This is a genomic window from Bradyrhizobium sp. Ken51 (assembly GCF_055807435.1).
The window spans coordinates 138,630-164,688 of the sequence record NZ_JBVVPB010000002.1 but is presented as its reverse complement, the minus strand read 5'-3'; the positions used below and the strand labels follow the sequence as shown (position 1 = coordinate 164,688).

The following is a 26,059-nucleotide window of genomic DNA, read 5'->3' as shown; positions in this document are numbered from 1 at the left end:
GCAGGCCTAGCCCGCGCTGAGGCGCACGCCGGCGCGCAGGAATTTCTGCGGATCGACCGCTTCGCCGTCGATGCGGGTTTCATAGTGCAAATGCGGGCCGGTGGATCGGCCGGTCGAGCCGACGAGACCAACCACCTGGCCGATCTTCACGATCTCGCCCACCCTGACGTTGATCTCGGAGAGATGGCCATAACGGGTCGCAAGACCATTGCCGTGATCGACCTCGATCATGCGGCCGTAGCCGCCTGACCAGCCGGCCGAGACGACCTTGCCGTTGGCGGTGACACGAACGGGATCGCCGCTCGCGGCGCGGAAGTCGAGCCCGGTGTGCATCGCGGGCCGGCCGAGGAATGGATCGCTGCGCACGCCGAAGCCGGAGGTGAACTCGACCTCGCCGATGACGGGCTTGCGATAGGGCACGAGTGCGAGGGTGCGATTGAGCCGGTCCATCTCGGCGCGGGTGCTGTTGATGCGATGGAGCTGCTTCTCGAACGGCCCCGAACTGGCGGTGAGCTTCACGGGTACGAAAGGCCCACCCATTGCCGTGCGCGGCACGGCGGCTTCGAGATTTGCGAGGTTCAGGCCGAGATCGCTGACGACGCCGCGCATACGGCGCATGCGTGAATCCATGCCTTCCTCGACGGCGTTGAGCGCCGCCATCTGGCGACGCTCGACCTGGTCCAGCGAGGTCGTGAGCCGAACCACGACGTTGTCGAACCCTTGATTCTTGGCGAATTGATTGACGGGCGGAGCTGCGAGCGTCGGCGCGCGCGACTCGAGCCGCGCTTCGCGATCCGGCGGCGCCACGAAGATCACGGTGTCGCTGATCGGCGAGGGCTTTGGCGTGCCCTGCGTCGCCTGGCTGGCATCGCCACGCTGTGGGTTGGAACGGGGAATCGATCCGGTCACGTCCGGCATGGACCCGAGCGCCGTGGCACGGGACTCCAGCGCCGTCTGGCGCTTCATGATCTGGTCGAGCTTCTGGTCGAACTGCTCCTGGTCGAGCAGCTGCCGGCTGGTGGTGCGGTCGACCTTGGCGCGCAGCTCGGCGATGCGGTCCTCATAGGCGTATTGCATCTCGGCCTGCCGGGCGATCAGCCGGGTGAGGACGTCGTCGCGGAAGGCGAAATAGGTCGCGGTCGCGGCCGACCAGAGCCCGAGCAACACCACGGTGCCGACCACGATCCAGAACACCACGGGCCCCAGGCGAACCTGCTTGCCGTGATGCACGATGGTGTAGGCGTCGTCGGTGTCCGGAAGGGGAAGCGCGGTTGCCACCGCGGCAGCACGGCGATGAAAGGCTCGTCCGTGGTCGTGGGGGTGATGTTGGGGGTACTGCGAGAGCTGGGCAGAACTTTTCGACATCGGCACTCCCGCGCCGGTCGGATGAGTCCGTACGGCCTAATTGCCGCGGCAATCTGGGCCAGTCATGGTTAATTTTCCGGAAACGGAACCGCTTGAATTTAAATGATTGGTTAAAGGGTTCTTGCCGCTTCCAAGACCTCGTCGGCGTGGCCATCGACGCGGACATTGCGCCAGATCCGGGCGATCCTGCCGTCGGCGCCAAGCAGCATCGTGGTACGAAGAACTCCCAGGAAGCTCTTGCCATACATGGACTTTTCGCCCCAGGCGCCGTAGGCCTCCAGCATCGCGTGCGTCTCGTCCGAGATGAGGGGGACGCCGAGACCGTGCTTGTCGCGGAATTTGTCCTGAGTCTTGACCGGATCGGCGGAGATACCGAGCACGGCGGTGCCAGCCTTGGCGAAGGCGCCGGTCAGCCGGGTGAAATCGATGGCTTCCCTGGTGCAGCCCGGCGTATCGGCGCGAGGATAGAAGAACAGGACCAGCTTCTGGCCGGTATAATCCGACAGCGCGACGACACCGCCACCGTCGCGGGGCAGGCGGAAGGCGGGAGCATCCTGACCCTCGGCCAAGCCGGCCTTCGTCGCCTTTTCGGACGCGGGTGCCGATTTGGAAAAATTTAACCGTTTCGATGCGGCCTTATGCGATGCTGTCTTTGCTATGGTCCCAGTTGATTTGCTCGCCGGCGTCCGCTGTGTTTTCGCGGACTTGGTTTGAGTCGCAGCCCGCGCTTTCACGGGCGTCTTTTTAGCCGTCGGACTGCCGGAGGGCGTTTTGGACGATTTCTTTTGGGATTTCTTGGACATACGCCTTCCTTTCGTCGCTTTCGGCGGGTCAACCAAAGCGGTATTGCAGCCCTTTTCCGCTATGCCGGAATCGTGCCCTCGGCAGGGCGAGTCTGACGACGCCGGAGTCTGGTTACAAGGAATTCCACGCACCACCCCACTGCTCGTTGAACGCGCTCCCGGGGCGACATGACGAACAGAAGGAATATTCGAGGTATGGCGGCAATGCCGGCGCGGGAAGCTTCGCTTCCCGTCGACGGCTGCGGCCCCGGCGGCGCTCAATCCCACGACGGGCGCCTGTATCGAGAGGCAATGGCAAGGAATACGTCGCCCCAGGATTACAATCGGGATTTGGATCGGCGCGGCAGCCAAACAGAGTCGCAGCAATGGGACGACGCCGATTGGGATCCGGATCAGGAAGCGGCGGCGGGCTATCGGGCGCGCCGGCTGTTGTCGCGTTCCAATTCGGGCTTCCATCGCTTCGCTGACGGGTTTGGGCCGCTGCGCCGCTGGCTGGGCGGCGGTCGCTGGCTGAAGCGCGTGGCCGTGGTCGTCGGTGCCCTGATCGTCATCTTCGTCGGCTGTTTCGGCGCGCTGTGGTGGCGGCTCGGCGCCGGTCCCATCAATCTCGACATTGCGACGCCGTGGCTCGCCGCCGCGATCGAGGACAATATCGGTCACGGCAACACCGTGGAGGTCGGCGGCACGCAGATCGAACGGGCCGGGCGGATCCGCATTGCCGTGCGCATCCGCGATATCGTCGTGCGCGACCACGATCACGTCATTGTCGCCACCGCACCGAAGGCCGAGGTGAAGCTGTCGGGTGCGGGCCTGCTGATGGGGCATCTGCGCGCAGAAAGCCTCAACCTCGTCGATGCCGAGCTCGCGATCCGGATCGCGCCTGACGGCACCGTCACGGTGTCGGCTGGCGACACCGCAAAGCCGCTCGCAACCGGCGTCGCCTCCAAGAAGGACGCGGGGCTGCCGCCGACTTTCCCGCGCAACGGTGTGCCACCGCCGCCGTTCGCCACCGAGCCTGCGACCCCCGACGCATCGCAAGTCGCGCCCCAGGCCGCGGCCCCGACTGGCATTCTTCAGGGCCTCGACTGGCTCGACAGTCTGAGCATGACCGGCCTCGACGGCCAGAACCTCAACGAGATCGGCCTGAAGAACGGCAATCTGATCGTCGACGATCAGCAGCGCGGCAGCAAATGGACGTTTGAGAACATCACGCTCAGCCTGCGCCGACCGAGCCGTGGCGGCGTCGCGCTCAGCCTCGGCGAGGAGGGCGCGCGTCCGTGGTCGTTGCGTGCCACGATCGGCCCCGCCGAGAACGGCGTGCGCTCGGTCGATATCCGCGCCGACAAGGTCTCGACCGCCAACATCCTGCTGGCGCTGCGGGTGAAGGACCTCACCTACACCGCCGACCTGCCGCTGACCGGCGAGCTCAAGGGCGAGCTCGGCCGCGACGGCGTGCCGACCTTCTTTCGCGGCAAGATCGCGGTCGGCGCGGGCAACATCATCGACACCGATACGCCCGACTATCCGATGGCGATCGACTCGGCTGAGATCAATGTCGAGTGGGACGCCAATCGGCGGGTGCTGGTCGCTCCCTTCAAGGTCCTCTCGGGCGCGAACCGTCTGACGCTTCTGGCTCATGTCGAGCCGCCCAACGGTACCGTCAATGACTGGCAGCTGGGTTTCAGCGGCGGTTCGATCCTGCTCGGCGGCATCGACGAGCCGCCGCTGGTCTTCAACCGTATTGCGATCGGCTTCCGTTTCGACACCGACCACAAGAGGCTGCTGTTGACGCAGGCTGATATCTCCAACGGGGAGATCGGCGTCGCCGGCACCGGTGCCATCGACTATTCGGGCGAGCCGCGGCTGACACTGGGTTTTGCGGGTACGCCGATGTCGGCCTCCGCGCTCAAGCGGATGTGGCCGACGCTTGTCGTTCCCGAGTTGCGCGAATGGGTGATCGAGCGGATCGAGCGTGGAACGCTCCAGCGCATCGAGATCGGCGTTAATTCACCGACGAAGAATCTTCCGCGCAAGGGCCCGCCCATTCCCGACGACGGCCTGTCGGTCAATATCGTAGCGAGCGGTGTCACGGTTCGCCCTGTGGATGGCTTGCCGGTGGTGCACGATGCCGATTTGAAGGCACGCGTGACCGGTCGCACCGCGACGGTGAATATCGGGCAGGGCATTGCCGATACGCCAGCAGGCCGCAAGGTCACGATTTCCGACTTTGTCTTCGAGGTGCCCGATATGGCGCCCAAGCCTTCGCCGTCGCGGACCAGGTTCCGTGTCGAAGGCCCGGTGCCTGCGGCCGCCGAAATGCTTTCCAACGATCGCCTGAGCGATCTGTCGTCGACCGTCATCGATCCCAATACGAGCAAGGGGACGTTCTCGGCGAACGTCCAGCTTGGGTTGCCGGTCAAGGGCGAGCTGACCAAAGCCGACACCACCTACAGCGTTACCGCCGATCTCAACGGTTTTGGTGCCGACAAGCTCGTTATGAACCAGAAGCTGGAGGCCAACAACCTCAAGATCGTCGCGAGCAACCAGGGCTACCAGGTCAAGGGCGACGTCAAGATCAACGGGCAGGCGGCCTCGCTCGACTACCGCAAACCGGCCGAGGGCGACGCGGACGTCAAATTGCAGACCACGCTCGACGATGCGAGCCGCGCGCGCCTCGGATTTGACTTGGGTCCCGCCGTCAGCGGATCGGTGCCGATCAAGCTGTCGGGCAAGATCGCCGGGGGGCCCGACCAGACGACGAAGCTCGGCATCGAGGCCGACCTGACCTCCGTCAAGCTCGACAACATCCTGCCCGGCTGGGTCAAGCTGCCGGGCAGAGCGGGCAAGGCCAGCTTCAAGGTGGTGCCGACGGCGCAATCGACGCGTCTGGAGGAGATCGTGATCGAAGGCGGCGGCGCCTCGATCAAGGGGTCGCTCGAGGTCGATGCCAACGGCGATCTCATGAACGCGAACTTCCCGACCTACGCGCCGTCCGACGGCGACAAGGCGTCGCTGAAGGTGGAGCGTAGCCAGGAGGGCGTGGTCAAGGGCACGATGCGCGGCGACGTATTCGACGGCCGCGGCTTCCTGAAATCGGCGATCTCAGGCAATTCCAAGGACGATGCCAAGAGCAAGACGAAGAACGTCGATTTCGACATGGACGTGAAGCTCGGCGCCGTCATGGGTTTCAACGGCGAGGCGATGCGCAGCGTCGAGGCCAAGATGTCGCGGCGCAACGGTGCGGTTAAAGCCTTCACGCTGAGCGGCAGGATCGGAAAAGACACGCCCGTGGCAGCCGACCTGCGCGGTGGCCGCGCCCAGGGCAACCGCGAGGTGATCTATCTCCAGACCAGCGATGCCGGCAACTTCCTGCGCTTCACAGACACCACCAACAAGGTCTACGGCGGCCAGATGGTGGTGGCCATGGAGCCGCCGACGTCAGAGCCTACGACACGGGAAGGCCTGATCAATGTGCGCGACTTCTCGGTCAAGGGAATGGATCAACTCGATCGCGTCGCGGCGGGCGCTCCCAACGGTGCGCAGAGCGGCGTGGCCTTCACGGCGTTGCGTGCGGAGTTCACGCGGCAGAACGGCGCGCTCACGATCCGCGACGGCGTGGTCAAGGGGCCGATGATCGGCGCCACCATCGAGGGGTCAATCGACTTTCCCGGCAATCAGGTCTGCATGAGCGGCACCTTCGTGCCGATGTATGGCGTCAACAACATCTTCGGCCAGATTCCGCTGTTCGGTATCTTCCTCGGTGGCGGCAACAATGAAGGATTGATCGGCGTGACCTACGAGGTCGTCGGCACGCCGGCCGCGCCCGTGATGCGCGTCAATCCGATTTCGGCGATGGCGCCCGGTCTATTCCGCAAGATCTTCGAATTCAACACCGGCAAACAGAACTCGCCGTTCGAGGAATTCCCGTCGCAATCGAACGATGGCTCGAGCGGATCGACGCGCCAGCTATCGAGCGGCTGCACCCTGGCGCGGCGATAGCGGCGAGGCCGCGAGCTCCTTCCATAAGCGCGCAGAACGTGGATGGCCGGGACAAGCCCGGCCATGACGACGTGCTGGGTTTGATGCCGGCCGTTTACGCCGCGCGCACGCCGGCCAGGAAGGTCCCGACTTCGCCGGAGAGCTGCTCGGCCTGCTTGGAGAGGTTCGAGGCCGCGGCGAGCACCATGCCCGCGGCATTGCCGGTCTCGTTCGCTGCCGTGCTGACGCCACCGATATTGGTGGTGACTTCCTGGGTCGCCTCCGCTGTCTGCGAGACACTGCGGGCGATCTCGGCGGTGGCGGCGCCTTGCTCCTCGATCGCAGCGCCGATCGAGGTGGCGATCCGGCTGACCTCCTCGATGGTGGCGGTGATGCCGCCGATGGCGTCCACCGCTTCCTTGGTCGCGCCCTGGATCTGGGCGATCTTTTCGCCGATCTCGCGGGTGGCTTCCGCGGTCTGGCTCGCCAGCGACTTCACCTCGGAGGCGACAACGGCGAAGCCGCGGCCGGCTTCGCCGGCGCGTGCGGCCTCGATGGTGGCGTTGAGCGCGAGCAGATTGGTCTGCGCCGCGATGCTGGAGATCAGCTCGGCGACATGCTCGATCTGCTGGGCGCCATCGGAGAGCGCGCGCACGATGGTGTCGGTGCGGCGTGCGCTGTCCACGGCGCGGCCGGTGACCACGGCGGACTGCGCGACTTGACGGCTGATCTCGGTGATGGAGGAGGAGAGCTCCTCGGCGGCGGCGGCGACCGTCTGGACGCGCTGGCTGGCTTCGGTGGCAGCCGAGCCGACGACGGCGGCGCGGCGGTTGGTGCCTTCCGCGGTCGACGACATCGACTTGGCGGTGACCTCCAGCTCCCCGGAGCCCGAGGCCATCAGGCCGACGAGCTGGCCGACAGAGGCATCGAACCGATCGGCGAGCGAGATCAGCGCGTCGCGCTTCTCCTGTTCGCTGCGGGTTTTGGTGGCGACTTGCTCGGCCTCCAGCTTGCGCGCCGTCAGCGCGGTCTGCCTGAGCACTTCGAGGGTCTCGGCCATGCGACCGATCTCGTCGCCGCGACCGGTCTCCTCGACCGCCGCGTCGATGGCGCCTTCGGAAATGGCCTGCATGCGGTTCTTCTGGCGGTCGAGCGCACCGAGCACGTCGCGGGCAATCAGCCAGGACAGTGTCGCCATCAGCAGCATCAGGCCGATGCCGATCGCACCCAATTCCAGCGTCAAGGCTCGCACGTCGGCGTCGATGTCGTCGACATAGAGGCCGTAGCTGATCGTCGCGTTCCAGGGCGCGAATTTGCGCGCGAACACGGTCTTGCGGACGGGCTCCGTCTGGCCGGGGCGGGGATAGAGATAGGAGGTTACGCCGCCCTGTGCGGTCTCAGCGCCGGCCTTTATAATAGCGTCGGCGATCAGGACGCCATTGGAGTCCTTCGCGCCGGTAATCTTGCCTTCGAGCTGCTGGTTGGCGCCGTTGACGATGAGAGACGTATCGGCGTTATAGACCACCGGATAGCCTTGCCCGCCATTGAAGCTCATGCGGCGGCCGCGCAGATGGAACTGGACCTTCGCCTCGGCCTGCGTCAGCTTGCCGGCGCCGACCTCCTCTTCAAGTGATTGGGCGAAGTTGTGGAGCATATCGACCGCGGTCCGCATCTGCTGGACGCGGTCCTCCAGCATGCGGCTCTTGCTGAGCACGGACGACACCCCGATGATGGCCGTGACCGTGAGCGCCGAAAGACAGACCATGCTGGCGAGCTTGGTGCGGATCTTGAGATGACTCAGCAGCTTCATCACGGCCTCGACGGAATGGTTATTGTTGCTCGCGTCGGTAGCATGAAATTCTTACCAATCATGAATGGACGCGTGCGACGGGCTGCCGCGCAGCGGCGTCCGCGAGCTGCATGCGCAGATATCCATGCGGAAATGCGTCGCGTGGGCGCATGGCGCGTCAAGTCGGAGAAAATTGTGTGGGTCTTTAGTCGCGATCGAATGCGGTGGGAGCGGACATGAACCGATTCGTTCATCGCCTCATCATGTCGATGCTGCTCGTCGCGGTCCTCGTCCTGGTCTGGAACGTGCTGGGCTCGCGCTGAGATGGCACCCGTAAATATACTGGTGCCATCCCTTTATTCACGAATCAATTGCTGACGCCTCAGCGCCGCGCGAGCGCGCCGCCGGTTGTGCCGCTAGTCCTTGCCCATCGCCGCATCGGCGCTGACCGAGCCGCCGCCGGCTGCCGAGAGATAGAGGCAGGCGAAGCAGAACAGGATCGCCGCGGTGCCACCATTGAGCAGCGGCAGGAACACCGGCGTCTCGCCCTTGAACATGTGGCCCATGAAATAGGCGAAGGCCATCTCACCCGAGAGGATGAACGCCGCGAGGCGGGTGAACAGGCCGATCATCAGCAGCGCGCCAAGCACGAGCTCAAGCGTACCGGCTGCGTAGATGATCGGCGGGATGTTTGCGAAGTAGGGAAGCACCGGAAACTTGAACAGCTTGGCGATGCCGTACTGGAGCAACAGGAGTCCAGTCATAAAGCGAAACAGGCTCAAGAGAACGGGTTGAAAGCGAACGAGATAGGGAAAGTTCATTGGTTTGTGCCCTCCATCCAATGCGCGACTTGGACCGTATTCGGTTCCGAGCCGCAAGCCACCCCAGCTCAATTTGAGCTGACATTTTTGTCATGTCGGACAAAACACCGCAGCCGAGACTTTCAGCCGCGTGCGATCCGCATTTTTTGCATCTATTCGCGCCGCGCCCATCCGTAATTTCCCGGTGACGCGAATGCGCCCAAGTTACCTGCGGGAGACCTATCGCCGCAAGGCGGGCACGACCAGGAACGGGATCATCCCGAGCACCACGCTCCCAAGCGCGAAGGCGAGCAGCGCGTTGTAGCCATGCGTCGCGTCATGGATCAGGCCGCCGCTCCAGGAGCCGAACGCCGAGCCGAGCCCGCTGCCGATCGAGATGGTGCCGTAGATGGTGCCGACGCGCTTGCCCCCGAAGATCTTCATTGCGGTCGCCGTGATCAGCGGTCCACGTGAGCCCATCATGCTGCCGAAGCAGACCACGAATCCGGTGAGCAGGAGGATGTTCGGATCGTACTGCAACAGCCACAGCAGGAAGATGCCGAGAATCGAGATCGCGTAGCTGAGCAGCACGGATGGCCGGCGTCCGATCAGGCCGTCGAGCGCTGATACCCCTAGCATGCCGAACACCAGCACGACGCCGGAGAAGCCCCAGGCGGTGGCGGCCTGCAGCGGTGGAAAGCCGGCATCGATCAGATAGGCCACGATCTGTGCGGCGATCGCATACATGCCGACGGCGGTGAAGAAGAATGTCGAGAACAGCGCCCAAAAGGCGTGATGGCGCATCGCGCTCGGAAGGGTCCAGCCGTGATCGACGAAATGCGGATCGGTCTTCTTGGCGATACGCGGCGACCCCGAGGCGAACAGCCGCCATGGCAGCAGCATGAGCGGCACCAGGAGGCCGAGCGCAGCGAAGCCGAACAGCTGGTAGGTCTCGCGCCAGCCGAGATGATCGATCAAAAGCTGCGAGGCCGGCAGCAGCGCCAGCACGCCGCCACCCATGGCCGAGTAGACCACCGCCATCGCGGTCGGCAGCTTCGGGCCGAACCAGCGGCCCAGCAGGATCGAGTTCGGCACATTGCCGATGAAGGCGACGCCGATGCCGACGCAGAGTCCGATCGAGAGCTGGAACTGCCAGAGTGACTGCGCGTGGCTTGCGATCAGGAAGGCCGAGCCGAGCAGCAAGAGGCCGAGGGCATAGACGATGCGTGGGCCGGAATGATCGAACAGGCGTCCGACCAGCGGCGCCATCAGTCCGCTAACGAGCCAGGTCAGCGAATAGATCGAGACCACCTGGGCGCGATCCCAGCCAAAGTTTTCCGAGATCGGCTTCAGGAAGACGGTGAAGCTTTCGCTGAGGCCGCGGCCGAGCACGGCGAGTGTGAAACAGAGCGCGAGCACCACGAGCGCGGTGCGCACGACACCCTGCGGCGTCGCCGTGACGCGTTCCCTGGTCGCTTGCTTGGACTGTTCCCCGAGCGTGTTCTGGTCCATTGCCGATCAGGGAGCGCGCTTCGGCGCGCCCTGACAAGCAGCGAAAAGCTCATACGCCTATGCAGGCCTGAGCAGGATGTGCTTCTTCTTGCCGAACGACAGCTTGACGACGCCTTCCGGCGTCAGGTCGGCCGCCGACAACGCCATCTTCTCGTCGGTGACCGGCTCGTCGTTGACGCGCAGGCCGCCGCCCTTGATCTGGCGCCGTGCTTCGCCGTTGGAGGCAACGAGGCCCGCTTTAACGAAGGCATTGAGCACGCCGAGGCCGGCGTCGAACTCGCCGCGCGGAATTTCCACGGTCGGCAGGCTCTCGGCCAACGCGCCTTCCTCGAAGGTGCGGCGCGCGGTCTCGGCCGCCTCGTTCGCTGCGTCGCGACCATGCAAGAGCGCAGTCGCCTCGGTGGCGAGCACCTTCTTGGCCTCGTTGATCTCGGAGCCTCCGAGCGCCTCGAGCTTCCTGATCTCGCTCATCGGCAGCGTCGTGAACAGCTTCAGGAATTTGCCGACGTCGGCGTCTTCGGTGTTGCGCCAGTACTGCCAGAAATCATACGGCGAGAACTGGTCGGCGTTGAGCCAGACCGCGCCTTGCGCGGTCTTGCCCATCTTGGCGCCCGACGCCGTCGTCAGCAGCGGCGTCGTCAGCGCATACAGTTGATGGGTGCCCATGCGGCGGCCGAGATCGACGCCCATGATGATGTTGCCCCACTGATCGGAGCCGCCCATTTGCAAGTTGCAGCCGGTCCGCCTGGCGAGTTCGACATAGTCATAGGCCTGGCAGATCATGTAGTTGAACTCGATGAAGCTCATCTCCTGCTCGCGCTCGAGGCGGAGCCGCACGGAGTCCATGGTCAGCATGCGGTTGACCGAGAAGTGCCGGCCGACGTCGCGCAGCATTTCGATGTAGTTGAGCTTTGTCAGCCACTCGGCATTGTCGAGCATGATGGCGTCACTCTTGCCGTCGCCATAGCGCAGCACTTTTGCGAACACGCCTCGGATCGATTCCTTGTTGGCCTCGATCTCGGCGACGGAGCGGATTGCGCGCGTCTCGTCCTTGCCGGAGGGATCGCCGACCATGGTGGTGCCGCCGCCCATCAGGGTGATCGGCTTGTTGCCGGACTCCTGCAGCCAGTGCAGCATCATCATGGTCAGGTAATTGCCGATGTGCAGCGAGCGAGCGGTGCAATCGTAACCGACATAGCCGGTCACCTCGCCCTTGGCGGCGAGTGCGTCCAGCCCCTCGAAATCGGAGCACTGATGGACGAATCCACGTTCCTGCAGCGTATTGAGGAAATCCGATTTGAATGCAGTCATTTGTCGGCGCGCCTGACAATTCTTGGTTTACTGTTTTGGGAGCAATTTAAGGGTCTTCCGTGGGAACTCGGTTGCCGCCCGCCACTTTGGCCTGTGGCATTATAAGATGTGTCCCTCTGGCACAAGATCGGCATGCCGGAGGGGGCTCTTGAGGACGCTGATCCATGATGTTGACGGCACTCGGCTTGATGAGCGGCACCTCGCTGGACGGGGTGGATGTCGCGCTGATCGAAACCGACGGAAAGCAGGTGAAGGCGTTCGGGCCGTCCGGCTATCGGCCCTATAGCCCGGCGGAGCGCAACCTGCTGCGCCAGGCGCTGAGCGAGGCCGTGCAGCTGTCGCAACGCGATGCCCGGCCGGGAGTTCTGGCCGAGGCCGAACGCGCGGTGACGCTCGCGCATGCCGAGGCGGTGGCCGCTTTCGTTGCCCAGAACCGGATGAAACCGGAAGACATCGACATCGTCGGCTTCCACGGCCAAACCGTGCTGCATCGCCCCGAGAAGCGGCTGACGGTGCAGATCGGCGATGCGCCGGCGCTGGCCAGGGCAATCCATATCCCCGTGATGCATGATTTCCGCGCCGCCGACGTCGAGGCCGGCGGGCAGGGCGCGCCATTCGTGCCGGTTTACCACCGGGCGCTCGTCCATTCGCTGGAGCGCGAAGGGCCGATCGTTGTCGTCAATATCGGCGGCGTCTCCAACATCACCTATATCGACGGCAACGACACGCTGATTGCCTGCGATACCGGGCCCGGCAACGCGCTGCTCGACGATTTCATGTACCGCACCATGAATCAGGCGTTCGACGCGGACGGAAAGTTCGCAGCCCTTGGCAAGGCGGACGAAGCCTGGATCGCGCGAGCGCTGGAGCTGCCGTTCTTCGCAAGCCCGCCGCCGAAATCGCTCGATCGCAACGATTTTGCCGCCCTGAAGCTCGGCGAGGTGCAGCCGGCCGACGGCGCCGCGACTCTCACCGCCTTCACCGCGGCGGCGATCGCCCGCATCATCCCGCTGCTGCCTCGCAGGCCGCGGAGCTGGATCGTCTGCGGCGGCGGCGCGCGCAACCGGACCATGCTCCAGATGCTGCGGGAGCGCGTCGGGTCCGCCACGGTCGAGGCCGCCGAGACAGTCGGCTGGGCCTCCGACGCCATCGAGGCGCAGGCCTTCGGCTTCCTCGCCGCGCGCGGCCTGAAGGGACTGCCGCTGTCGTATCCCACTACCACGGGCGTGCCGATGCCGATGACGGGCGGGGTGATCGCGCGGCCTTGAGGCCTTAATAGATCGGCGCCGATCCATGCAAATGCATTGAACTTGACGAGTGTATGCAAATGCATTTATGTTGGATGCAGTTGCATCCAACCGCCGGGATCGTTGCCATGACCGCTTCCCTCAAACTGATCAGCCACAAGCTTTGTCCATACGTGCAGCGCGCAGTGATCGCGCTCAAGGAGAAGGGCGTTCCGTTCGAGCGGGTCGACATCGATCTCGCCAACAAGCCCGACTGGTTTCTCAAACTGTCACCGCTTGGCAAGGTGCCGGTGCTGGTCGTGACGAGCGAGAAGGGCGAGGTCGCTTTGTTCGAGAGCAACGTGATCTGCGAATACATCGAGGAGACGCAAGGCGGGGTGAGGCTGCATCCGGCGGATGCCTTGAAGCGTGCCGAGCACCGGGCTTGGATGGAGTTCGGTTCAGCAGTGCTCGGCGACCTCTGGGGCCTGGAGACCACGACCGATCCGGCGACGTTCGAGAGCAAGCGCCAGGCGCTCGTGGCGAAATTTGCGCGGGTCGAAGCGGCGCTCGGTGCCGGTCCTTATTTTGCTGGCGAAGCGTTCAGTCTGGTCGACGCCGTGTTCGCTCCCGTCTTCCGCTATTTCGATCTGTTCGACGAGCTGACTGAGCACGGCATTTTCCGCGATGTGCCGAAGGTCCGGGCGTGGCGCGCCGAGCTGGCGAAGCGTCCGAGCGTCCGCACTGCCGTGGGCGCGGACTATTCGCAATTGCTGCGCGCCTTCCTCGTGCGCCACGACGCACATCTGCTCAAGCTTGCGGCCTGAGCCCACGCCGATGTCGCAATCCATGGCCTGGCTGATGCTGGTGATCGCCGGCCTCCTCGACGTCGGCTGGGCGATCTCGATGAAATATGCGGAGGGCTACACGCGCTCTGGCTGGAGCGTCGTTTCGCTCGTGCTGCTCGTAGCCTTCGTTGTCCTGCTCGGGCGCGCCTTGAAGGTGCTCGAGGTCGGCGTCGCCTATTCGGTCTGGACCGGCATCGGCGCCGCCGGCACCTTCGTCATGGGCGTCGCGCTGTTCGGCGAGGCCCTGAGCGCGATGAAACTTGCGGGCATCGCGCTCGTCTTGATGGGAATCGTCGCGCTCAAGCTGGCTTGAGCGGTGCCGCCCCTTAGCGCACGTTGGCGAGGCGCATGTCGAGATAGGCGGTGATGGTTTCCATCAGCGGCTCGAGCTTGGCGTCGAAGAAATGGTTCGCGCCGGGGATGACCTGCTGGTCGATCACGATGCCCTTCTGGGTCTTCAGCTTCTCGACCAGTGTGTTGACGTCCTTGGGCGGCACCACCGCGTCCTTCTCGCCATGCACGATCAGGCCCGAGGACGGGCAGGGCGCGAGGAACGAGAAGTCGTAGAGGTTGGCGGGTGGCGCGATCGAGATGAAGCCCTCGACTTCGGGGCGGCGCATCAGCAACTGCATGCCGATCCAGGCGCCGAAGGAGAAGCCGGCAACCCAGCAGGCGCGCGCTTCGGGATTGATGGTCTGCGCCCAGTCGAGTGCCGCGGCCGCGTCCGACAATTCGCCGGTGCCGTGGTCGAACGAACCCTGGCTGCGGCCGACGCCGCGGAAATTGAATCGCAGCACCGAGAAACCGCGATGCGCGAACGCATAGTAGCACTGGTAGATGATCTGATGATTCATCGTGCCGTGGAACTGCGGATGCGGATGGAGAACCATCGCGATCGGCGCGTTCTTCTGCTTGGCCGGGTGGTAGCGGCCTTCGAGACGGCCGGCGGGGCCGGTGAAAATAACTTCAGGCATGATGATCTCTTGATTGATCCCTTGAAGACGCTCTTCAACAATCAACCGATTGTGCGGATTTCATCGGCTGCTGGGCCGATCAAGCCGCGAATGGAAGGGTGGAGCGGCGCCCTCGGATGATGCGCGAGCGGCGCGCGGCGAACTGACGCGCGCGTTCTAACATGAGGCGAGGGTCAAAAAGCAAGCATCTTGAACATCCCGCAATCGGCTCAAGACGTTAGCCTGTCATGGCCGTCATCGCGCGATGGCGATTGGGAATCGAGATTGCCAAGTGCTCCCTGCGGGCCCATGTCGGGTACCAGCGGGCGAAGCAGCCTGACTCAATGGTAATATAATACGTCATGCCGAGCCGTGTTTATCTCGACTGGAACGCGACGACGCCGCTTCGCCCCGAGGCGCGAAGCGCAATGCTCGCAGCCTACGAGCTGATCGGCAATCCGTCCTCGGTTCATGCCGAGGGGCGGGAGGCACGGCGGCTCGTCGAGGGGGCCCGGTCCACGCTTGCCGAAGCCGTAGGGGCGCTGCCGCGGAATGTCGTGTTCACCTCGGCGGGAACAGAGGCCAACGCGCTGGCGCTGTCGCCGGGCCTTCGGGGCCCGTCGGGCGGGCCTGTCGAGCGGCTTCTGGTCTCGGCCGTCGAGCATGCTTCGGTGCTGGCAGGCGGCCGGTTCCCGGGCGATAAGATCCGTCAGATCCGGGTCACGCGATCCGGCGTGATCGACCTCGACCATTTGAAGGCGCTGCTTGGCGATGGCCCGCCGGCGCTGGTCTCCGTCATGGCCGCCAACAACGAGACGGGCGCGCAGCAGCCTATCGCCGAGGCCGCGGGAATCGTTCACGGGGCTGGCGGCCTCCTGCACGTCGATGCAATCCAGGCGCTTGGAAAAATCCCTTTCGATATCAAAGCTATCGGCGCAGACCTTGCGACCTTTTCTGCGCACAAGATCGGCGGCCCCAAGGGGATCGGCGCGCTGGTTGTGGGCGAGGGCGTGGCCGGACTTGAGCCGTTGCTGCGGGGTGGCGGGCAGGAGATGAACCGGCGCGCGGGAACCGAGAATGTCGCCGGCATCGCCGGCTTCGGGGCTGCGGTGCGGGTCGCGCTTCAGGCTTTGCCGGAGGATACGGAGAGGATGGCAAGTCTAAGAGATCGCTTGGAAAACGGCATTCGCTCCATGGCCGGCGCAACGGTCTTCTCAGACAACGTTGAGCGGTTGCCTAATACCGTTCTTTTCACGGCCCCTGGCTTGAAGGCCGAGACCGCCGTGATCGGTTTCGACCTCGAAGGTGTCGCAGTGTCCTCGGGCTCTGCCTGTTCCTCGGGCAAAGTCCAGCCGTCCCACGTGTTGTCGGCAATGGGGTATGATCCCACCGTCGCCCAGGGAGCGGTGCGTCTCAGTCTGGGCTGGTCCACGGAGCCGGATGACATCAACAGGGCGTTAGAGGCTTGGCGAAAGCTCGGTAATACCCTACTTAAGGGATAAGCGATGAAACACGGCTTGAACGGTTCTAAGCGCGTGCGTCCCGCCAAGAAACATCGTAATAGTCGTCCGAGTTTGATGATCCACCGCGGTCCTTGAAACCGCGAGCGGAGGATAGAATGCCAGCCGTGCAAGAGACGGTCGAGCGCGTGAAGCGCATCGACGTCGATCAGTATCGTTATGGGTTTGAGACCCTGATCGAGTCCGACAAGGCCCCCAAGGGGCTGTCGGAAGAGACCGTCAAGTTCATCTCCGAGAAGAAGAACGAACCCGCCTGGATGCTCCAGTGGCGGCTCGAAGCCTATCGGCGCTGGCTGACCATGACCGAGCCGACTTGGGCGCGCGTCGATTATCCCAAGATCGACTTCCAGGACCTCTATTACTATTCGGCGCCAAAGCCGAAGAAGACGATCACCTCGCTCGACGAGATCGATCCCGAGATCCTCAAGACCTACGAGAAGCTCGGCATCCCCTTGCGGGAAGTCGCGATGCTCGAAGGCGTCGAGCCGAAGCCCGGCGAGGAAGACCCTAACAGGCGCAAGATCGCGGTCGATGCGGTGTTCGATTCGGTCTCGGTTGCGACCACCTTCAAGGCCGAGCTGAAGAAGGCTGGCGTGATCTTCATGCCGATCTCGGAAGCGATCCGCGAGCATCCCGAGCTGGTTCAGAAATATCTGGGCTCGGTGGTGCCGACGTCGGACAATTTCTATGCGACGCTGAACTCGGCGGTCTTTTCGGACGGCTCGTTCGTCTACGTGCCGCCGGGCGTGCGCTGCCCGATGGAACTGTCCACCTACTTCCGCATCAACGAGCGCAACACCGGCCAGTTCGAGCGCACGCTGATCATCGCCGACAAGGGCTCCTACGTCTCCTATCTCGAGGGCTGCACCGCGCCGCAGCGCGACGAGAACCAGCTGCACGCGGCCGTGGTCGAGCTTGTCACGCACGACGACGCCGAGATCAAATATTCGACGGTGCAGAACTGGTACCCGGGCAATTCGGAAGGCAAGGGCGGCATCTACAATTTCGTCACCAAGCGTGGCGATTGCCGCGGCAACAATTCCAAGATCTCCTGGACCCAGGTCGAGACCGGTTCGGCGATCACCTGGAAGTATCCCAGCTGCATTCTGCGGGGCGACAATTCGCGTGGCGAGTTTTATTCGATCGCGATCTCGAACGGCTATCAGCAGGTCGACAGCGGCACCAAGATGATCCATCTCGGCAAGAACACGTCGAGCCGCATCATCTCCAAGGGCATCGCCGCCGGCAGGTCGCAGAACACCTATCGCGGGCTCGTCACGGCGCATCGCAAGGCGACCGGCGCGCGCAACTTCACCGCCTGCGATTCGCTGTTGATCGGCGACAAATGCGGCGCGCACACCGTGCCGTACATCGAAGCCAAGAACTCGTCGGCGACGTTCGAGCACGAGGCCACCACGTCGAAGATCTCCGAGGACGTGCTGTTCTACTGCATCCAGCGCGGCCTCACGCAGGAGGAGGCGGTTGGCCTCGTCGTCAACGGCTTCGTCAAGGACGTGCTTCAGCAACTGCCGATGGAGTTCGCGGTGGAAGCGCAGAAGCTGATCTCGATCTCGCTCGAAGGATCGGTCGGCTAGCGCCGATCCTCGCGGCGCGCATCGCGCGCCCCATGCATCATTTGAATAAACTGGACACCAAGATGGCTTTGCTCGAAGTGAAAGACCTCAAGGTTCGTGTCGAGGAACGTGAGATCCTCCACGGGCTGACACTGACCGTGAACGAGGGCGAGATCCACGCGATCATGGGGCCGAACGGCTCCGGCAAGTCGACCCTGTCCCACGTCATTGCCGGCAAGCCGGGCTACGAGGTTACCGACGGCCAGATTCTGTTCAAGGGCGAAGACCTGCTCGAGATGGCCCCGAACGAGCGCGCCGCCAAGGGCGTGTTCCTGGCGTTCCAGTATCCGGTCGAGATTCCCGGCGTCGCCACCATGAATTTCCTGCGCACCGCGCTGAACGCGCAGCGCAAGGCGCGCGGTGAGAGCGAGTATTCGACGCCCGACTTCCTGAAGAAGGTTCGTGAAGTCTCGAAGGCGCTGAATATCCCGCAGGACATGCTCAAGCGTGGCGTCAATGTCGGCTTTTCCGGCGGCGAGAAGAAGCGCAACGAGGTGCTGCAGATGGCGCTGTTCGAGCCGAGCCTGTGCATCCTCGACGAGATGGATTCCGGCCTCGACATCGACGCGCTGCGCATCGCAGCCGACGGCGTCAACGCGCTGCATTCGCCCAAGCGCGCGATGGTCGTGATCACCCACTATCAGCGGCTGCTCAACTACATCGTGCCCGACATCGTGCACGTGATGTCGAAGGGCCGTGTCGTGAAGAGCGGCGGCAAGGAACTGGCGCTGGAGCTGGAAGCGTCGGGCTACGCCCAGTTCGAGGACGCCGCGTAAGGATTGTTTGAGATGAACGTTGCTGTGGCAAAGACCGGAAACGGCCGCGCGGTGAGCGATCTCTTCGCCAGCGCCGAAGGCCGCCTGCCGGGTTCGCCTTCCGTGATCGCGGCGCGCCGCGAGGCGTTCGAGACCTATGAGCGTCTCGGCCTGCCGCACCGCCGGATCGAGGAATGGAAGTACACCGATCTGCGCGCGCTGGTCGGCGAGGTGCTGCCGCTGGCGGCGGCGCCCGATGCGGCTGGGTTGAAGCGCGCCGCGGACGCGGTGAAAGCGCACGCGATCGCGGGCGCCCGCAAGCTGGTGCTGGTCGACGGCGTGTTCGCTCCCGATCTCTCGGACATCAAGGCGCTGGCCTCCGAGGCGGGCTTTAAGACATTGCGGGAGACGCTGGAGAAGGATTCCGGGCTGCTGAAGACCGCAGCTACCGATGCTGTGATCTCGCTGAACGCGGCAATGGCGACCGACGGTGTTGTGCTTGATATCGCCGACGGCGCGCAGCTGTCCGCGCCGATCCAGATCATCCACATTGCGACCGCGCCTTCCGCGTCGACTTTCACCCGCTCGCAGGTCGCGGTCGGGAAGGGCGCTCGTGCCACCATCATCGAGAGCTTTGTCGCGGCCGGCGCCAAGGCCTACCAGGTCAACGATGCCGTCATCCTCTCGGTCGGCGACAACGCCGACGTCGCGCATATCCGCCTGATGGACGATTCGCCGGATGCGGTGAACATCACCTCGCAATTCGTCACCGTCGGCGCGAATACAAAGCTCAATTTCTTCAACATGACCACCGGTGCTGCGGTCAGCCGCCTCCAGGGCTTCATCACGCTCGCAGGCGAGGGCAGTGAACTCTCGGTCAACGGCGTGAACCTGTTGCAGAAGACCGAACATGGCGACACCACGCTGGTGGTCGACCATGCCGTGCCGAATTGTGTGAGCCGCGAAGTCTTCCGGGCCGTGATCGACGATCGTGCGCACTCGGTGTTCCAGGGCCGCATCATCGTTCGTCCAGATGCGCTGAAGACCGACGGCAAGATGATGATCCGCGCGCTGCTGCTGTCGGACGAGGCGGAAGCCGACAACAAGCCCGAGCTCGAGATCTTTGCTGACGACGTCTCCTGCGGTCACGGCGCGACCGCCGGCGCGCTCGATGACAGCCTGCTGTTCTATCTGAAAGCGCGCGGCCTGCCGGAGAAGCAGGCCCAGGCGCTGCTGATCCAGGCTTTCGTGGGCGAGGCGATCGAGCAGATCGCCGATGATGATCTGCGCGAGCACGTGATCGGCATTGCCGAGCGCTGGCTGGAGCGGCGCCAATGAGCACGCATCCGGCAGTCAAGAACGGCGCCTATGACGTTGCGCGCGTGCGCGAGGATTTCCCGGCGCTGGCCATGCAGATCTACGGCAAGCCGCTGGTCTATCTCGATAACGCGGCTTCTGCGCAGAAGCCGAGTGCCGTGCTCGATCGCATGACGCAGGCCTACACCTCCGAATACGCCAACGTACATCGCGGCCTGCATTATCTCGCCAACGCCGCGACCGAGGCCTATGAGGGCGGCCGCACCAAGGTGGCGCAGTTCATCAACGCGCCGCGGACCGAGGAAGTGATCTTCACTCGCAACGCGACCGAGGCGATCAACCTCGTCGCCTCGTCCTGGGCTGAACCGAACATCAAAGAAGGCGACGAGATCGTCATCTCGATCATGGAGCACCACTCCAACATCGTGCCCTGGCATTTCCTCCGGGAACGCCATGGTGCCGTGATCAAATGGGCGCCGGTCGACGACGAGGGCAATTTCCTTATCGACGAATTCGAGAAGCTGCTGACCTCGAAGACCAAGCTTGTCGCGATCACGCAGATGTCGAACGCGCTCGGCACCATCGTTCCGGTCAAGGACATCGTGAAGATCGCCCACGCCCGCGGCATCCCCGTGCTGGTCGACGGCAGCCAGGGCGCCGTGCATCTGCCCGTCGACGTCCAGGACCTCGGCTGCGACTTCTACGTTTTCACCGGCCACAAGGTCTACGGTCCGACCGGCATCGGCGTGCTCTGGGCGAAGTACGACCACCTCGTCGCGATGCGCCCGTTTAACGGCGGCGGCGAGATGATCCGCGAGGTCTCGCGCGACATCGTCACCTATGGCGATCCCCCGCACAAATTCGAGGCCGGGACGCCGGCGATCGTCGAGGCGGTCGGGCTTGGCGCCGCCATCGACTACGTCAATTCGATCGGCAAGGAGCGTATCGCCGCGCACGAGCACGATCTCGTCACCTATGCGCAGGACAAGCTGCGCGAGATCAACTCGCTGCGGCTGATCGGCACGGCGCGGGGCAAGGGCCCGGTGATCTCCTTCGAGCTCAAGGGCGCGCACGCCCATGACGTCGCCACCGTGATCGACCGCCAGGGCATCGCGGTGCGCGCCGGCACCCATTGCGTGATGCCGCTTTTAGAGCGGTTCAACGTCACAGCCACATGCCGGGCGTCGTTCGGCATGTATAATACGCGGGAAGAAGTCGATCATCTGGCACAGGCGCTTCTGAAGGCGCGGGATTTGTTCGCATGAGTGACACGGCCGAAATCAAAGCCAATCCGATGGAAACCCAGTCGGCGCTGCCGCCGGAGGAGACCGAGCGTCTCACCACCGAGATCATCGCAGGGCTCAAGACCGTGTTCGACCCGGAAATCCCGGCTGATATCTACGAGCTCGGCCTGATCTACAAGGTCGAGATCAAGGACGATCGTTCCGTCGACGTGCAAATGACTCTGACGACGCCGAACTGCCCGGCCGCCGGCGAGCTGCCGACGATGGTCGAGAACGCGGTCGCCAGCGTCCCCGGCGTCGGCGTAGTCGACGTCAAGGTGGTCTGGGAACCGGCCTGGACGCCGGAGCGCATGAGCGACGAGGCGCGCCTCGTGCTCAACATGTGGTGACGCGTAACCTTCGCTTTAGATACTTAGAAGATCCTTGTTGGATCCTTGGCATTGAATTCGCTCGGCAACGGACCACATCACTGACATGACACAGATTTCGTCAGGCTCGACACCAGCATCCACTCCGAAGCCGCGGCGGCCCCGCCCGCAGGTGATGCGGCTGACGGACGCTGCTGCCCAGCGCATCAACGAGCTGACCCAGCGGGCCGATTCCGAGATCGTGGGCTTGCGTGTCGGCGTCAAGAACGGCGGCTGTGCCGGTCAGTCCTACACTGTCGAATACGCCCATGACGTCCGCCCGACCGACGAGGTCGTCGAGGACAAGGGCGTCAAGATCCTGGTCGATCCGAAGGCCGTGCTGTTCCTGCTCGGCACCGAGATGGACTACAAGGCCGATAAGATGCAGGCCCAGTTCGTCTTCAACAACCCCAACCAGATCTCCGCCTGCGGCTGCGGCGAGTCGGTCGAGCTGCGTCCCGCGCAGATCGACGGGTAAGGCCCGCGGCCGTCCTGGCGAAAGCGAGGACCCATACAGCGTGATCTCTCGTCGGTAAGAGATGTCGGTACCGGCGTGGCGCGACGGGCAGTCTTCGCTAAACTACTCCCTGGGGTAATGGGTCCTGGCTTTCGCCAGGACGACCGTGCGGAGATAGGTCAGCCATGGACCGCGAATTCCTGATCGACCTGTTCGCCGATTTCGGCCCCGTCGCGATTCGAAAAATGTTTTCCGGCTACGGCATCTCCGCCGACGGCATCAACTTCGCGCTCGCGTTGCGCGCCGGCCTGTTTTTCCGCGCCGACGAGATGACGATCCCGGATTTTGAGGCGGAAGGCTCGAAGCCGTTCCAATACTCGACCCGCGCCAAGACCGTGGTGGTGAACTCCTACTGGGAGCTGCCGGCCCGCCTGTTCGACGATTCCGCGGAACTCGCGCAATGGGCGAGGGCCGCGCTCGCCGCCGCCCAGCGCGCCAAGGTGAAGAAGCGGCCCAAAGCCAAGAAGACACCGAAGAAAGCGGCGAACAAGCCGGCGAAGAAGGTCGCCAAGCCTGCGAAAGCGCCGAAGAAGGCGAGCAAAAAGAGCTCGCTTGGGAAGCGCGCCAAGCGACTGGGGTAAGCTCAGTCCACGGCCTTGGTCAGACCAACCCGCATGTCCTTGGCGGTGAAGACGCAGATGCCGTCGGCAAGCACGCGACCGTCAGCAATTCCGAGCACCAGCTTGCCGCGCCGGACCATCCGCATGGCGACCTCGTAGCGCACGCGTTGCGCGTTCGGTGTGACCTCGCCCGTGCACGCGACTTCGCCGACGCCGATGGCGCGGCCCTTGCCCGGCGAGCCCGACCAACCAAGCCAGTAGCCGACCATCTGCCACATGGCATCCAGCCCCAGAGAGGCCGGCATGGTCGCATCGCCGCGATAGTGGCAATCGAAGAACCAATGGGCCGGCGCGATGTCGAGTTCGCCGACGATATGGCCCTTGCCGAACTCGCCGCCGTCCAGGCTGATCTCCGTGATGCGGTCCATCATCAGCATCGGCGGCGCCGGCAATTGCGCATTGCCCGGGCCGAAATAGCCGCCCTCGCTCGATTTCAACAAGTCGTCCCTCGTGTAGGACGGTTGCGGCGTGTGAAAATCATGCGGGTTGGGCAAGACGATAAGTCCTCCGGATGCTCGCAGTCGGGCGCCTCGAGACGGCGAGGGAGATGTCGTTCGTCAGGTCAGAATGTCAAGCGCGGGCGGCGGTGCGCGGCTTCGGCGTCACGCCACGCGGTTGTGCGTCTCTACCGCGAATTCCGGATCGGCCTCGCAGATCACGCGGTTGCGGCCGTTGCGTTTGGCGGCGTACAGGCAAGCATCCGCGCGTTCGATCAGCGCATCGGTGTCGTCGCCCTGCTTGAGCATGGAGACGCCGACGGAGATGGTGACGCGGCCGAGGATTTCGCCGGTGGACTTCTTCTTCAATTCCTTCGCCATCACCGCGCGCCGGATGTGATCGGCCACCGTGAGGGCCTGGCGCAGCGCGGTGTTGGGTAGCACGACCGCGAATTCCTCGCCGCCATAGCGCGCGGTGATGTCCTGGCCCTTGATGGTCTGCTTCAGCGACAGGCCGACCAGCCGCAGCACCTGGTCGCCGGTGAGATGGCCGTAGGAATCGTTGAACGACTTGAAATGATCGATGTCGACCAGCAGCAGCGACAGCGGTTCGCCCGAGGCGAGCGCGCCTTGCACGGCCATGTCGATCATGCGATCGAAATATTTGCGGTTGCCGAGCCCCGTCAGCGGATCGGTCAGGCTCTCGGCGCGGATTGCCTCCAGGCTCTGCTGGAGATTGCTGATCTCGCTCTTCGAGAGCGTCAGCCGATCTTCCAGCGCCTTGTTGGTCTCGCGCATCTCGCTGGTGGAATGCAGCAGCGTCTCGACGATCGACTTGATCTGCTCGCGGCTCTCGGGCGCCGTAGACAGCTTTTCGGTCGCGCCCCACAGGCTGGCATCGTAGGAGCCGGTCATCTCGAGTGCGTCGCCGAGTACCTTCATGACGTCGTCGATCTCGCCGATGACGCGCGCGCCGACCTTGTCGATGCGGTCGGTGGTCTTGATGTGGGAGAGGTAGGTCTCGTAGATCTGATCGAGATCGGCTTCGGTCAGCTTGCCGCTCCGCGCCAGCGTCTCGTTGATGATCTTGTTGAGGGGGGCGTTGTAGCCGGTGGCGTAGACGAACCAGATCTCGTAATTGCGGGGAATTGCCGTCTGTCGTAGCGATCGGATTTGACCGAGCGCAACCTCAGCGAACGCCATCGTGCGTTCGTGTTCGTCGAGCACCTTGACCACGGAACATACCCCACAGCGATCGGCGCGCCGTCGACCGCAGCAATACTTAAATTATGTTCGTAGGCTAACGGACGATCGTGAACGCCCCGTAAATATACGCCCACGAATGCGTCCAAAAAAGTGCGCGCCAGCTTTACTTCAACCAAAGGCGCGCATCGCGCTTCAGGCGCCGGCGGGGGTGCGAACCGGACGCAGCAGAAATGCCGGCAGATGCGAGTGGTCGCCCGGCTCACTGTCGGCCTCACGTTGGCGGCGCGGCTCGGGGCGACCGATCGACGGCACATGCGACGGATTGGCCTGCTGGCGCGCACCGTCACGCGGCTCGGATGATGGCTTGCCTTCACGCGGAGGTCTGGCTTCACGCGGAGGCCTTGATTCACGCGGAGGCCTGGCCTCGCGTGCGGGCCTTGCTTCGGCAGCGGGCCTCGCCTCGGGAGCGGTCCGTGCTTCGGCTGAAGGCTGTGCCTCGCCACGCGCTTCGCGCGGCTCGTGGCTGCGCTCACGATCGCGACCGCGTTGCGGCTTGCCGCGTCCGCCGCGTGAACGTTCACGGCCGCGCTGCTCGCGCGGACGCTCGCTCGCATCGGAAGCATCGGTGCGGACTTCGAAATCGCCTTCGGCGCGCGGAATGCTCTGGCCGATCAGCTTCTCGATCGCCACCATCGACTTCTGGTCGAGCGGCGTGACGAGCGAGATCGCCATGCCGGACCGGCCTGCGCGACCGGTGCGGCCGACGCGGTGGACATAGTCGTCGGGATGGTGGGGAACATCGAAATTGAAGACGTGGCTGACCTCGGGGATGTCGAGGCCGCGGGCGGCGACGTCGGATGCGACCAGCAGGGGCAGCTCGCCCTTGCGGAACTGTTCGAGTGCCGCCGTGCGGGCCGACTGATCCATGTCGCCGTGCAGCGCACCGACGCTGAAGCCGTGCTTCTGCAGCGATTTGTGAACGACGGCGACCTCGCGCTTGCGATTGCAGAAGATGATCGCGTTCTGGAGATCCTTGGCCTCGCGCAGCAATCGGCGAAGCAGCTCGCGCTTCTCGTGCGCCTCACGCCCGGCCGGGACCTGACACTGCGTAACGGTGACAGCGGTGGTGGCGGGCTTCGATACCTCGACCTTCTGCGGATTGTGCAGGAAGGTTTCGGTGATGCGCCGGATCTCCGGCGGCATGGTCGCGGTGAAGAACAGGGTCTGCCGGGTGAACGGGACGAGCTTGCAGACGCGCTCGATGTCGGGAATGAAGCCCATGTCCAGCATCCGGTCGGCTTCGTCGATGACGAGCAACTCGACGCCGGTGAGCAGCAGGCCGCCGCGCTCCGTGTGGTCGAGCAGGCGACCGGGAGTGGCGATCAGCACGTCGACGCCGCGCGTCAGCTTGGCATCCTGGTCGCCGAAGGAAACGCCGCCGATCAGGAGGGCGACGTTGAGTTTCTGACCCGCGCCGTAGCGGTCGAAGTTTTCCTTCACCTGCGCCGCGAGTTCGCGGGTCGGTTCAAGGATCAGGGTGCGCGGCATGCGCGCCCGCGCGCGACCCTTTTCGAGAATGGTGAGCATCGGCAGCACGAAGGCCGCGGTCTTGCCGGTGCCGGTCTGGGCGATGCCGAGCACATCCTTGCGAGCGAGGACGTGAGGGATCGCCTGTTCCTGAATGGGGGTGGGGGTGGTGTAACCGGTGGCCGCCACTGCGGCGAGGACTTTTTCGGATAGTCCGAGATGGGTAAAAGACATTGAGCCTCTGGTCGAAACCGCCGTTCGGAATCGAGGGTAATAAGGCTGTCGCGTTC

22 protein-coding genes are annotated in these 26,059 nt (G+C 64.1%); 12 read left to right on the top strand and 10 right to left on the bottom strand.

Annotated elements, in window-relative coordinates:
• Positions 1–6: 6 nt before the first annotated feature.
• Positions 7–1,365 carry a M23 family metallopeptidase gene (locus AC0L27_RS04315; protein ID WP_275171919.1) on the bottom strand — a complete coding sequence of 453 codons (1,359 nt, stop codon included), beginning with the start codon at positions 1,363–1,365 and terminating at the stop codon, positions 7–9.
• A 110-nt stretch (positions 1,366–1,475) separates the two neighbouring features.
• Entirely contained in the window at positions 1,476–2,168 is a 693-nt protein-coding gene (locus AC0L27_RS04310) for a peroxiredoxin (protein WP_354204541.1), read from the bottom strand.
• A 204-nt stretch (positions 2,169–2,372) separates the two neighbouring features.
• On the opposite strand from AC0L27_RS04310, the gene AC0L27_RS04305 reads away from it, so the two are divergent.
• Entirely contained in the window at positions 2,373–6,167 is a 3,795-nt protein-coding gene (locus AC0L27_RS04305) for a YhdP family protein (RefSeq protein ID WP_473318219.1), read from the top strand.
• Between the two features lie 94 nt (positions 6,168–6,261).
• Here AC0L27_RS04305 and AC0L27_RS04300 read toward each other — a convergent pair whose 3' ends face one another.
• From AC0L27_RS04300 to tyrS, 4 genes are all read right to left on the bottom strand, one after another.
• Positions 6,262–7,956, bottom strand: coding sequence for a methyl-accepting chemotaxis protein (locus AC0L27_RS04300; RefSeq protein WP_354203709.1), 1,695 nt, complete (start codon positions 7,954–7,956; stop codon positions 6,262–6,264).
• A gap of 395 nt (positions 7,957–8,351) precedes the next feature.
• A complete protein-coding gene (locus AC0L27_RS04295; RefSeq protein WP_275171921.1) occupies positions 8,352–8,756 on the bottom strand; it encodes a DoxX family protein in 405 nt (134 codons plus the stop codon).
• Between the two features lie 219 nt (positions 8,757–8,975).
• On the bottom strand, positions 8,976–10,247 hold the full coding sequence (locus AC0L27_RS04290; RefSeq protein ID WP_354203706.1) for an MFS transporter: 1,272 nt from the start codon (positions 10,245–10,247) through the stop codon (positions 8,976–8,978).
• 57 nt (positions 10,248–10,304) lie between these two features.
• The gene (gene tyrS, locus AC0L27_RS04285; RefSeq protein WP_354203704.1) at positions 10,305–11,558 is read right to left on the bottom strand and encodes a tyrosine--tRNA ligase; all 1,254 of its coding nucleotides are present in this window, start codon (positions 11,556–11,558) and stop codon (positions 10,305–10,307) included.
• Between the two features lie 164 nt (positions 11,559–11,722).
• Here tyrS and AC0L27_RS04280 point away from each other — a divergent pair, with 164 nt between their 5' ends.
• From AC0L27_RS04280 to AC0L27_RS04270, 3 genes are all read left to right on the top strand, one after another.
• Positions 11,723–12,826 carry an anhydro-N-acetylmuramic acid kinase gene (locus tag AC0L27_RS04280; protein ID WP_275171924.1) on the top strand — a complete coding sequence of 368 codons (1,104 nt, stop codon included), beginning with the start codon at positions 11,723–11,725 and terminating at the stop codon, positions 12,824–12,826.
• Positions 12,827–12,933: 107 nt separating this feature from the next.
• Positions 12,934–13,611, top strand: a complete 678-nt coding sequence (locus AC0L27_RS04275) for a glutathione S-transferase family protein (protein WP_275171925.1) — start codon at positions 12,934–12,936, stop codon at positions 13,609–13,611.
• Between the two features lie 10 nt (positions 13,612–13,621).
• Positions 13,622–13,945 carry a DMT family transporter gene (locus AC0L27_RS04270; protein ID WP_354254959.1) on the top strand — a complete coding sequence of 108 codons (324 nt, stop codon included), beginning with the start codon at positions 13,622–13,624 and terminating at the stop codon, positions 13,943–13,945.
• A 13-nt stretch (positions 13,946–13,958) separates the two neighbouring features.
• On the opposite strand, the gene AC0L27_RS04265 is transcribed toward AC0L27_RS04270, so the two are convergent.
• Positions 13,959–14,606: an alpha/beta hydrolase gene (locus AC0L27_RS04265; RefSeq protein ID WP_007591562.1), complete on the bottom strand. Its 648-nt coding sequence runs from the start codon at positions 14,604–14,606 to the stop codon at positions 13,959–13,961.
• Between the two features lie 341 nt (positions 14,607–14,947).
• Here AC0L27_RS04265 and AC0L27_RS04260 point away from each other — a divergent pair, with 341 nt between their 5' ends.
• The 8 genes from AC0L27_RS04260 (at position 14,948) to AC0L27_RS04225 (ending at position 22,560) form a co-directional block, all read left to right on the top strand.
• A complete protein-coding gene (locus tag AC0L27_RS04260; protein ID WP_354203698.1) occupies positions 14,948–16,087 on the top strand; it encodes a cysteine desulfurase family protein in 1,140 nt (379 codons plus the stop codon).
• A 116-nt stretch (positions 16,088–16,203) separates the two neighbouring features.
• Positions 16,204–17,700 carry a Fe-S cluster assembly protein SufB gene (gene sufB, locus AC0L27_RS04255; protein WP_007609805.1) on the top strand — a complete coding sequence of 499 codons (1,497 nt, stop codon included), beginning with the start codon at positions 16,204–16,206 and terminating at the stop codon, positions 17,698–17,700.
• Between the two features lie 62 nt (positions 17,701–17,762).
• Positions 17,763–18,515, top strand: a complete 753-nt coding sequence (gene sufC, locus AC0L27_RS04250) for a Fe-S cluster assembly ATPase SufC (RefSeq protein ID WP_473317971.1) — start codon at positions 17,763–17,765, stop codon at positions 18,513–18,515.
• A 12-nt stretch (positions 18,516–18,527) separates the two neighbouring features.
• Positions 18,528–19,832, top strand: coding sequence for a Fe-S cluster assembly protein SufD (gene sufD, locus AC0L27_RS04245; RefSeq protein WP_473317970.1), 1,305 nt, complete (start codon positions 18,528–18,530; stop codon positions 19,830–19,832).
• Complete coding sequence (locus tag AC0L27_RS04240) at positions 19,829–21,076, top strand: cysteine desulfurase (RefSeq protein WP_354203693.1); 1,248 nt, start codon at positions 19,829–19,831, stop codon at positions 21,074–21,076. Before sufD ends, AC0L27_RS04240 begins: the two co-directional genes overlap by 4 nt.
• A complete protein-coding gene (locus tag AC0L27_RS04235) occupies positions 21,073–21,444 on the top strand; it encodes an SUF system Fe-S cluster assembly protein (protein WP_007591551.1) in 372 nt (123 codons plus the stop codon). The genes AC0L27_RS04240 and AC0L27_RS04235 overlap by 4 nt, the downstream gene beginning before the upstream one ends.
• A gap of 85 nt (positions 21,445–21,529) precedes the next feature.
• Complete coding sequence (locus AC0L27_RS04230; RefSeq protein WP_081747958.1) at positions 21,530–21,940, top strand: HesB/IscA family protein; 411 nt, start codon at positions 21,530–21,532, stop codon at positions 21,938–21,940.
• 164 nt (positions 21,941–22,104) lie between these two features.
• The gene (locus AC0L27_RS04225) at positions 22,105–22,560 is read left to right on the top strand and encodes a TfoX/Sxy family protein (RefSeq protein ID WP_354203691.1); all 456 of its coding nucleotides are present in this window, start codon (positions 22,105–22,107) and stop codon (positions 22,558–22,560) included.
• Between the two features lie 2 nt (positions 22,561–22,562).
• Here the strand turns inward: AC0L27_RS04225 and fabA are convergent, their stop codons facing one another.
• The 3 genes from fabA to AC0L27_RS04210 form a co-directional block, all read right to left on the bottom strand.
• Positions 22,563–23,093, bottom strand: a complete 531-nt coding sequence (gene fabA / locus AC0L27_RS04220; RefSeq protein WP_275171932.1) for a bifunctional 3-hydroxydecanoyl-ACP dehydratase/trans-2-decenoyl-ACP isomerase — start codon at positions 23,091–23,093, stop codon at positions 22,563–22,565.
• 108 nt (positions 23,094–23,201) lie between these two features.
• The gene (locus tag AC0L27_RS04215; protein WP_354203689.1) at positions 23,202–24,272 is read right to left on the bottom strand and encodes a GGDEF domain-containing protein; all 1,071 of its coding nucleotides are present in this window, start codon (positions 24,270–24,272) and stop codon (positions 23,202–23,204) included.
• Positions 24,273–24,434: 162 nt separating this feature from the next.
• Positions 24,435–26,003 carry a DEAD/DEAH box helicase gene (locus AC0L27_RS04210; RefSeq protein WP_473317969.1) on the bottom strand — a complete coding sequence of 523 codons (1,569 nt, stop codon included), beginning with the start codon at positions 26,001–26,003 and terminating at the stop codon, positions 24,435–24,437.
• Positions 26,004–26,059 lie beyond the last annotated feature (56 nt).

Coding starts and splice junctions, on each gene's coding strand:
- AC0L27_RS04315 (WP_275171919.1), bottom strand. CDS start 1,365: ATGTCGAAAAGTTCTGCCCAGCTCTCGCAGTACCCCCAACATCACCCC.
- AC0L27_RS04310 (WP_354204541.1), bottom strand. CDS start 2,168: ATGTCCAAGAAATCCCAAAAGAAATCGTCCAAAACGCCCTCCGGCAGT.
- AC0L27_RS04305 (WP_473318219.1), top strand. CDS start 2,373: ATGCCGGCGCGGGAAGCTTCGCTTCCCGTCGACGGCTGCGGCCCCGGC.
- AC0L27_RS04300 (WP_354203709.1), bottom strand. CDS start 7,956: ATGAAGCTGCTGAGTCATCTCAAGATCCGCACCAAGCTCGCCAGCATG.
- AC0L27_RS04295 (WP_275171921.1), bottom strand. CDS start 8,756: ATGAACTTTCCCTATCTCGTTCGCTTTCAACCCGTTCTCTTGAGCCTG.
- AC0L27_RS04290 (WP_354203706.1), bottom strand. CDS start 10,247: ATGGACCAGAACACGCTCGGGGAACAGTCCAAGCAAGCGACCAGGGAA.
- tyrS (WP_354203704.1), bottom strand. CDS start 11,558: ATGACTGCATTCAAATCGGATTTCCTCAATACGCTGCAGGAACGTGGA.
- AC0L27_RS04280 (WP_275171924.1), top strand. CDS start 11,723: ATGATGTTGACGGCACTCGGCTTGATGAGCGGCACCTCGCTGGACGGG.
- AC0L27_RS04275 (WP_275171925.1), top strand. CDS start 12,934: ATGACCGCTTCCCTCAAACTGATCAGCCACAAGCTTTGTCCATACGTG.
- AC0L27_RS04270 (WP_354254959.1), top strand. CDS start 13,622: ATGTCGCAATCCATGGCCTGGCTGATGCTGGTGATCGCCGGCCTCCTC.
- AC0L27_RS04265 (WP_007591562.1), bottom strand. CDS start 14,606: ATGCCTGAAGTTATTTTCACCGGCCCCGCCGGCCGTCTCGAAGGCCGC.
- AC0L27_RS04260 (WP_354203698.1), top strand. CDS start 14,948: ATGCCGAGCCGTGTTTATCTCGACTGGAACGCGACGACGCCGCTTCGC.
- sufB (WP_007609805.1), top strand. CDS start 16,204: ATGCCAGCCGTGCAAGAGACGGTCGAGCGCGTGAAGCGCATCGACGTC.
- sufC (WP_473317971.1), top strand. CDS start 17,763: ATGGCTTTGCTCGAAGTGAAAGACCTCAAGGTTCGTGTCGAGGAACGT.
- sufD (WP_473317970.1), top strand. CDS start 18,528: ATGAACGTTGCTGTGGCAAAGACCGGAAACGGCCGCGCGGTGAGCGAT.
- AC0L27_RS04240 (WP_354203693.1), top strand. CDS start 19,829: ATGAGCACGCATCCGGCAGTCAAGAACGGCGCCTATGACGTTGCGCGC.
- AC0L27_RS04235 (WP_007591551.1), top strand. CDS start 21,073: ATGAGTGACACGGCCGAAATCAAAGCCAATCCGATGGAAACCCAGTCG.
- AC0L27_RS04230 (WP_081747958.1), top strand. CDS start 21,530: ATGACACAGATTTCGTCAGGCTCGACACCAGCATCCACTCCGAAGCCG.
- AC0L27_RS04225 (WP_354203691.1), top strand. CDS start 22,105: ATGGACCGCGAATTCCTGATCGACCTGTTCGCCGATTTCGGCCCCGTC.
- AC0L27_RS04210 (WP_473317969.1), bottom strand. CDS start 26,003: ATGTCTTTTACCCATCTCGGACTATCCGAAAAAGTCCTCGCCGCAGTG.